Here is a 7387-nt window from a genome sequence, read left to right as displayed (position 1 = left end):
GATCAACCGATCCCTTCAGGGGAGCCGCCCAGTATAGCGACTTCAGAGAAGTTCGCAACACCCCGGTGGCCCGGTCCCCGTCGCCTCAGACCGTAGTCCTCGTCAGCGGGGCGCGAATTATGGGCCACTCCGAACAAGAAGGGAAGCCCTCTATTCATCTTTTTTGGCGGCGCCGTTTCCAGCGCCTGCCGCGTCTCTATATAGAGGTGGCGGAGATGCCCGCAGACAACGCACACCCAAAGCGGCCAGATGCTGCTCCAGCACTGCGGCGAGTGCAGGATCCTCATGCGGAACCGCGACCACCACGCGGTCGCCGTGCATCGCCAGGGTACCGGCCTGAGCCGGAACGTCCGGTCCAGCCGCGACACGGTGGGCATCCCGGCGCGCCGGCTCGAGCGCGCCGGAACCGAGTCCTGCCGCCATGACAATGGTGTCGGCCTCATTCAATGACCTCAGAGCGCGCAGGGTCAGCAGATCCGGATCGTCCGGCGCCACGACCAGAGTCACCTGCCCGATGCGCTGGCCGTCATCGGCCCGATCCAGCAGTTCCAGGAACTCCGCCTCTCCCTCCCCCGTCTCCGCCGTGCGCAGCCGCGCCTCGAGCCCGGCATCGAGGACGCGCTCGAACCAGCGCCTGCGCAGGCGCATGTCGGGCAAGGCCGAACGGATCCGTTCGCGATGCGTGCCGAACAGCGCCGCCAGCCGGCCCAGCCCCGGGTCGAGCAGTGTTTCCAGTCGCTCGCGCACGCGTCGCGCGAGCATCGGTGCGGCGCCTGCGGACGAGATGGCGATCATGAGCGGCGACCGGTCCACCAGGGCGGGGACCTGGAACGTGGAGAGTTCTGCATCGTCCACGACATTGACCAGGCGTCTGCGTCGGCCGGCTTCATGGGCCAGGCGGGCATTGAAGGCCACATCGTCGGTCGCGGCCACGACCAGCCAGACCACATCGAGCCAGGCCGGATCGAACTCGCCATGCAGCCGCGTGACGGTCCCCTGCTGCAGCCAGGTGGCGACTTCCGGATCCGGCACGGTGTGCGCATGCACGCGGACCACGGCCCCGGCCTTGAGCAGCGCGCCGATCTTGCGTGCGGCGACATCGCCGGCACCGACGACCAGCACCTCGCGGCCGGTGAGGTCGGCAAACAACGGGTAGAGCGACATGGCACCTCCGTTCGCGACGACTGGCGGGCGCCGCGCGCCCTCACTGATTGGCTCAAGGCATCGCCGTCAGGCCCGCCTCCGCGGCACCGGCCAGGAACGGCCCCAGCAGCGAGGCTACCTGTTCGGGCTGCTCCATATGAAGGTGGTGGGTGCCGGCGAGCACATGGACGTGCCCATCGCCCAACGCAGCAGCGCGCGCACGGCGCACCGGATCGGGAAAGTAGGCTTGCGCCGGCTCGGCGAAGAGCACCTGGACCGGACAGCCGATCGCCGCCAGCAGCGCCCGCACCCGCGCTTCGTCCATGCGCTGGGCATTGGGCAGGGTGAGCCGCGGATCGCTGCTCCAGACCAGGCCGCCGTCGCAGGGTCGGGTGCCGCGCTCGACCAGCAGCCGGGCACTGGACTCGGACAGCTGGTTGGCCAGCATGCGCGCCCGCACCGGCGCGGCGAGGTCGGCGAACACGCGCAGGGATTTGCCCGGCAACGCGCGCGTCGCCGCCACCGCATCGCGCAGGCGTGCCGGCGCCTGCCCGGGTTCTTCCGCCAGCGGGCCCAGGGTCTCGATGAGCGCAAGCCGCTCCACCCGCCCGGGTGCGGCGACGGCGGCCAGCGCCGCGATGCCCGCCCCCATCGAGTGGCCGAGCAGCGCGAACCGGTCCCAGCCCAGCGCATCGGCGGCATCGAGCAGTGCATGGATCGCGGTGGTCGCGGCGTACTCGGTCCCGGCCGGGAGGTGGCCGCTGCGCCCATGTCCCGGCAGGTCGAGCAGCAGCAGGTCCAGCGGCGGCAACCGCGACGCGAGCGGCAGGAAGCTGGCGGCATTGTCGAGCCAGCCATGCAGCGCGATGACCTTCGGCGCGCCCGGATGCGCGATGCGAAGCCCGGCCAGTTCGCCCCAGGCGACAGGAAACCGGACTTCGCCGGCCGTCACTCCTCGCGCCCGGCGGCGCGCAGCGCCAGCGCGGCCAGCGCCTCGGCGTGCGCGGGGGCGTCGTTGAGGCAGGGGATGTAGCGCAGCTGCCCGCCCTTGGCGGCGAAGTGCTCGGCCAGGCCGAGCGCCACCTCTTCCAGTGTTTCCAGGCAGTCGACCGCGAACCCCGGGCAGACCACGTCGACCTGGCGCACGCCGGCGGCGGCCAGGCGGTCGAGTTCGGCGATGGTCGACGGTTCGAGCCAGCGCTCGCGGCCGAACCGCGACTGGTAGGCCATCGACCAGGCGGACGCCGGCAGCCCCAGCGCCGCGGCGATCGCCTGGGCGCTGGCCTGGCACCGCTGCGGGTACGGATCGCCGGCATCGGCCACGCGCTGCGGCAGGCCATGGAAGGAGAACAGCAGATGCCGGTACGCGGCGGCCGGCCCCTGCGCGTCGCGGATCGAGCCTGCGACCGCGGCCACCCAGCCGGCATCGTCGGAGTAGTCCTCGATCAGCGTGACATCCAGGCCCTGGGTCTCCTCGGCCACCACGTCGGCCACCGACGCGGTGGTGGTGGTCGAGTACTGCGGATACAGCGGCAGCACGACGAGCCGGCGGGTGCCGGCCGCGCGCAGGTCGCGCAGGATCCCGCGCAGCGCCGGGGTGCCGTAGCGCATCGCCGGCAGCACGTTCCATTGCGGCAGGCAGGTCTGCAGCGCGCCGGCCAGGCGCCGGGTATGCACCAGCAGCGGCGAACCCTCGTCCATCCAGACCTTGGCGTAATTGGCCGCCGAGCGCGGACCACGCAGCGGCAGGATCAGGCCATGCAGCAGCGGTTTCCAGACCAGCGGCGGAATCGCGACCACGCGCGGGTCGCCGAGGAATTCGGCCAGGTAACGACGTACCGCCGGCGCGGTCGGCGCGTCGGGGGTCCCCAGGTTGACCGCGAGCAGCGCGGTGTTCGAAGGTTCGGACATGCCGGTATTCTGACAGAGGCACGCGGCCGACCGCAGGCCGGCGGCTTCGTTCCCGCGCCGGTCCGTTGTGCTCTCAGGCCCGATTCATCGCGCCGCCACTACTTTTTTCGCTGAACAATTGTGGGCGTCCCGCCCCACGGAGTGCTGCATGATCCGCCTGCCCAAGATCGCCCTGCTGCTGGCCGCGACGCTCGCCGCCGGCCATGCCGTCGCCGGACCGGAGGAGGACGAGCGCGCGCGCAACGCGCTGCGCGTGCTCAACGAGATCCAGCGCATTCCCGAGCAGTCGATCCCGGACAAGCTGCTGGACGAGGGCCGCGCGATCATCGTGATCCCGGACACCATCAAGGCCGGCCTGGTGATCGGCGGTCGCCGCGGCCATGGCCTGCTGTCGGTCAAGACACCGGACGGCACCTGGTCCAACCCGGTGTTCGTCAAGCTCACCGGCGGCAGCATCGGCTTCCAGGTCGGCGTGCAGTCCTCCGACGTGGTCCTGGTGTTCCGCAACGACCGCAGCCTGGACAGCATCGTCAACGGCAAGTTCACCCTGGGTGCCGATGCCGCGGTTGCGGCCGGCCCGGTCGGCCGCAACGCGGCCGCCGCCACCGACGGCCAGTTCAAGGCCGAGATCTGGTCGTGGTCGCGCGCGCGCGGGCTGTTCGCCGGCGTGGCGCTGGATGGCGCCGTGCTGCAGATCGACGATGCCGCCAACATGGCCGCCTACGGCAGCGCGACCACGCCGCGGATGATCTTCGAGTCGCGCGCCCAAGGCACGCCGTCGCAGGCGGTGGTCGCGTTCCGCGACCAGCTCGAGGAGGCCACCTACTCGGCACGCGCCGCACGCGGCGGCGGTACCCCGGCCGCCGCACCTGCGCCGGTGGCCGGCGGCTACGCGCAGCCCCTGCCGGCACCGCCGCCGGCCACGACCAGCGGCATGCACGGTGCCCCGGCACCGGCACAGCCGGCTCCGGCCCCCGTGCAGCAAGGCTTCGAGCCGGTCGATGACCAGCCGGTGCGGGCCGAACCGCTGCCCTGAGACATCGTGTCCAGCAGCGCGGCCGATGCGTGAGGCCGCGCTGCGTTATGCTCTGGGCCTGTTCTTTCAACGAAACGTGAGTACGCCATGGGCGGCCTGAGCATCTGGCACTGGATCATCGTTCTCGTCGTGGTGCTGCTGGTGTTCGGCACCAAGCGCCTGCGCAATGCCGGCAAGGACCTCGGCGAAGCGGTCAAGGGTTTCAAGGACGGCATGCGCGAGGACGACAAGCCCGCCGGCCAGCTCCGCAACGAGCAGCGCACCGAGTCTCAGACCGAGACCGAGTCCGAGCGCGACCGCTCCCAGCGCTGATCCCGCGGCAGTCACGCGGGCATGTTCGATATCGGTTTCGGCGAGCTGCTGCTGATCGCAGTGGTCGCACTGGTGGTTCTCGGCCCCGAGCGGCTGCCCAAGGCAGCCCGCTTCGCCGGCCTGTGGGTGCGCCGCGCGCGCGCGCAGTGGCACTCGGTCCGTGCCGATCTGGAGCGCGAACTGGAGGCCGAGGAGCTCAAGCGCAGCCTGCGCGAGACCCAGGAATCACTGAAGAAGGCCGAGGCCCAGCTGCGCGAGGAAGTCGGCGCGGCGCACGACGGGCTGGAGTCGATCCGGCGCGATGTCGAGAAGCCGGTCGATGCCCCGCCGCCGGCCGTGGAATCAGCGGTGACGCCGGCCGCGGACGCCGGGGTCGCCACGGCAGACTCGATGGGCAGCACGTCCACGCAGCAGAAGCAGGATCACGATGAATCGCGCGGCGCCTGAACCGGAAGCCGAGAGCAGCCTGCTCGAGCACCTGCTGGAGCTGCGCTCGCGGCTGATGCGCGGCATGGTCGGGCTGGGCGTCATCCTGCTGTGCCTGCTGCCGTTCGTCCGCCAGCTCTACGACCACCTGGCCCGCCCGCTGATCTCCCAGCTGCCGGCCGGCCAGGCCGCGCAGATGATCGCCAGCGACCCGACCTCGGGCTTCTTCGCGCCGATCAAGCTGGCGTTCTTCATCGCCCTGTTCCTGTCCTCGCCGTGGCTGCTGTACCAGGCCTGGAGCTTCGTCGCGCCGGGCCTGTACCGCCACGAGAAGCGGCTGGCGATGCCACTGTTGATCTCGGCGATCGTGCTGTTCTACGCCGGCTGCGCGTTCGCCTACTTCCTGGTCCTGCCCAGCGTGTTCCACGCGCTGACCATGTTCACCCCGGACATCGTCACCCTGGCGCCGGACCCGGCGAAGTACCTGGACTTCGTGATGGTGATCTTCCTGGCCTTCGGCGTCAGCTTCGAGCTGCCGGTGGCGCTGGTGATCATGGTGCTGCTGGGCTGGGTCACGCCCGAACAGCTGAAGGAAGGCCGCGGCTACGCGATCGTCGGCATCTTCGTGGTGGCCGCGCTGATCACCCCGCCGGACGTGATCTCCCAGCTGCTGCTGGCGATCCCGATGTGCCTGCTGTACGAGGCCGGCATCATCGCCGCCCGCCTGCTGGCACGCCGCAGCCGCAGCGAACAGCCGGCCGACTGAGCCTGCTCAGGCCTCGAAGCGGTCGCTGGGCAGCGGCGGCGCCGGCGCCGCGACCGGGTCGGCACCGACCGCGAACAGCTGCACCCAGGCGGTGTAGACCGCGCCGGCCAGCAGCGGCATCACCACCGCCATCAGCAGCATCTGGGTCAGCCACATCGCCAGCAGCGGGCCGGCCACCGCCTGGACGATGACGCCGATCACGGTGAGCCCGAAGTAGATCGCGAACAGCGCGATGAAGGTCAGCAGGAAGAACACCAGCAGCGCCGGCAGATTGTTCAGGCCGGCGCGCAGGCTGTCGCCCATGGCCGCGAACCCGCCGCGGTGGTCGAACAGAATCCTGGGGACCGACAGGAACAGCATGATCGAGACCGCCAGCGCGGCCAGCACGCCCAGCATCAGCCACATCAGGATGCGGCCCGCGGGCAGCCCGGCGATCAGTGCCTCGACCTGCTGCGGTGTCGGCTGCGCACCGGACTGCGCCAGCGCGTTCAGTTCCTCGCTGACCGAGTACAGGCGCTGCAGCTGGTCGGGGCCGATCATCGTCAGCAGCAGCACGCCCAGCGCCAGGCCGGCGACCGCCTGCGGCAGGATCGTGGCCAGCAGCGACGGGACCTTGCCCTCGCGCGCGCCCTGCAGCAGATGCACCGGCGAGGCCTCGCGGCCCTGCGCGACCTCGCGCACCGCCCACACCAGGCCGGCGAACAGGATCGGGCCAGCCAGGGTGACCAGCAGCTGCAGCGCCATCGCCAGGGGCGGCGCGGCCAGGCTGAACATCACCGCGAGCGAGGCCATCAGCCCCCACAGCGCGCCCAGGGTTCCCAGCGCCAGCGGCGCCTGCCGCAGCAGGGCGAAGCCGCCCAGCAGCCATTCGGCGCCAGCGGAGGCCGGCAGCTTGCGTGTTGCGTCCATCAGGATTCCGGTCGGGGCCGCCCAGCGGCGGTGATGCAGGGATGCGGCGGATTATCGGCGATCGCGCCTGTACGTGCGGTTCAGCCGGGACGTCCGGCCACGCCGCGTGCGTGCTGGACGAAGCGCCGCAGCAGCCGGCGTGCCAGCGGCGCGGCGCTGACCTCGCGCGCGACCGTGCGCGGGCAGCGGCCGTGGCGGCGCAGGCAGTCGGCGCGCGCGTTGACGTAGCCGCGCATGTGGTGGGTGGCGAATTCGGGATGGAACTGCACGCCCCAGGCGTTCGCGCCCCAGCGGAACGCATGGCAGCCGTCCTGCTCGGAGCGGGCCAGCACCGTCGCGCCCTGCGGCGGCTGCAGCACGGTCTGCAGATGGGTGGCGTGGGCGGCGAAGCGGGCCGGCATCGCGGCGAACAGCGGATCCTCGAACGCCGGCGGATGCAGGTCGATGAACACCGTGCCAGATTCGCGCCCGGCCGGGTTGTAGTCGACCTGGCCGCCCAGCGCGTGCGCCAGCAGCTGGTGGCCGTAGCAGATGCCGAACAGCGGCGTGCCGCCCCGCACCGCGTCGCCGATCCAGCCGGCGGCGCGCTCGCTCCAGTCGGCGCGGTCGGTGACGAACGCGGCCGAGCCGGTCACGATCACCCCGGCCAGGTCCTGCACCGGCGGCAGCGCATCGCCGCGTTCGGCATTGACCTCGCGGACCTCGCGCGCGCCCAGCCCGGCGGCGACCCGGATCCAGTGCGGGAAGCGGCCATAGCGCTTGAGGCTGTCGACCGGCTGGCCGGTTTCGACGATCAGGAACGGGGCGTGGCGGGCAGTGTTCACGGGCGCTGGCTGCGGGGCGGAAACCCACGTGGGGCGGGGCTTGGGCCTATACTAGCCCGC

General features: G+C 71.4%; 8 protein-coding genes and 1 pseudogene. 4 read left to right on the top strand and 5 right to left on the bottom strand.

Going from position 1 to position 7387, the window contains the following annotated elements; genetic code table 11:
* Positions 1 to 150: 150 nt before the first annotated feature.
* The 3 genes from IB242_RS19380 to hemH are packed head-to-tail and all read right to left on the bottom strand — an operon-like array spanning position 151 to position 3054.
* Entirely contained in the window at positions 151 to 1164 is a 1014-nt protein-coding gene (locus tag IB242_RS19380) for an NAD(P)-dependent oxidoreductase (protein ID WP_192283422.1), read from the bottom strand.
* A 52-nt stretch (positions 1165 to 1216) separates the two neighbouring features.
* The gene (locus IB242_RS19375; RefSeq protein ID WP_192283420.1) at positions 1217 to 2095 is read right to left on the bottom strand and encodes an alpha/beta hydrolase; all 879 of its coding nucleotides are present in this window, start codon (positions 2093 to 2095) and stop codon (positions 1217 to 1219) included.
* Positions 2092 to 3054, bottom strand: a complete 963-nt coding sequence (gene hemH, locus IB242_RS19370) for a ferrochelatase (RefSeq protein WP_192283418.1) — start codon at positions 3052 to 3054, stop codon at positions 2092 to 2094. Before hemH ends, IB242_RS19375 begins: the two co-directional genes overlap by 4 nt.
* A 151-nt stretch (positions 3055 to 3205) precedes the next feature.
* Between hemH and IB242_RS19365 the strand changes: the two genes are divergently transcribed.
* The 4 genes and pseudogenes from IB242_RS19365 to tatC all read left to right on the top strand — a co-directional run bounded on the left by IB242_RS19365 (position 3206) and on the right by tatC (position 5594).
* On the top strand, positions 3206 to 4090 hold the full coding sequence (locus IB242_RS19365; RefSeq protein WP_192283436.1) for a lipid-binding SYLF domain-containing protein: 885 nt from the start codon (positions 3206 to 3208) through the stop codon (positions 4088 to 4090).
* An 87-nt stretch (positions 4091 to 4177) separates the two neighbouring features.
* Positions 4178 to 4402, top strand: a complete 225-nt coding sequence (tatA, locus tag IB242_RS19360) for a Sec-independent protein translocase subunit TatA (protein WP_192283416.1) — start codon at positions 4178 to 4180, stop codon at positions 4400 to 4402.
* Positions 4403 to 4423: 21 nt separating this feature from the next.
* Positions 4424 to 4657 (top strand): annotated as a pseudogene (gene tatB / locus IB242_RS20585) (Sec-independent protein translocase protein TatB); the annotation flags it as partial.
* Positions 4658 to 4829: 172 nt separating this feature from the next.
* Complete coding sequence (gene tatC / locus IB242_RS19350) at positions 4830 to 5594, top strand: twin-arginine translocase subunit TatC (protein ID WP_192283412.1); 765 nt, start codon at positions 4830 to 4832, stop codon at positions 5592 to 5594.
* A 6-nt stretch (positions 5595 to 5600) separates the two neighbouring features.
* Here tatC and IB242_RS19345 read toward each other — a convergent pair whose 3' ends face one another.
* Both IB242_RS19345 and IB242_RS19340 read right to left on the bottom strand, forming a co-directional pair.
* Complete coding sequence (locus IB242_RS19345) at positions 5601 to 6503, bottom strand: BPSS1780 family membrane protein (RefSeq protein ID WP_192283410.1); 903 nt, start codon at positions 6501 to 6503, stop codon at positions 5601 to 5603.
* An 80-nt stretch (positions 6504 to 6583) separates the two neighbouring features.
* Positions 6584 to 7327, bottom strand: coding sequence for a glutamine amidotransferase (locus IB242_RS19340; protein WP_192283408.1), 744 nt, complete (start codon positions 7325 to 7327; stop codon positions 6584 to 6586).
* Between the last annotated feature and the right edge of the window lie 60 nt (positions 7328 to 7387).

The organism is Xanthomonas sp. XNM01, assembly GCF_014851915.1.
GTDB lineage: Bacteria > Pseudomonadota > Gammaproteobacteria > Xanthomonadales > Xanthomonadaceae > Pseudoxanthomonas.
Note: the sequence above shows the minus strand (reverse complement) of the source record. Positions and strands in the feature narration are given on the sequence as shown.

Excerpts from the sequence above, each read along its gene's own strand:
- hemH (WP_192283418.1), bottom strand. The coding sequence starts at position 3,054 with ATGTCCGAACCTTCGAACACCGCGCTGCTCGCGGTCAACCTGGGGACC.
- IB242_RS19380 (WP_192283422.1), bottom strand. The coding sequence starts at position 1,164 with ATGTCGCTCTACCCGTTGTTTGCCGACCTCACCGGCCGCGAGGTGCTG.
- tatA (WP_192283416.1), top strand. The coding sequence starts at position 4,178 with ATGGGCGGCCTGAGCATCTGGCACTGGATCATCGTTCTCGTCGTGGTG.
- tatC (WP_192283412.1), top strand. The coding sequence starts at position 4,830 with ATGAATCGCGCGGCGCCTGAACCGGAAGCCGAGAGCAGCCTGCTCGAG.
- IB242_RS19345 (WP_192283410.1), bottom strand. The coding sequence starts at position 6,503 with ATGGACGCAACACGCAAGCTGCCGGCCTCCGCTGGCGCCGAATGGCTG.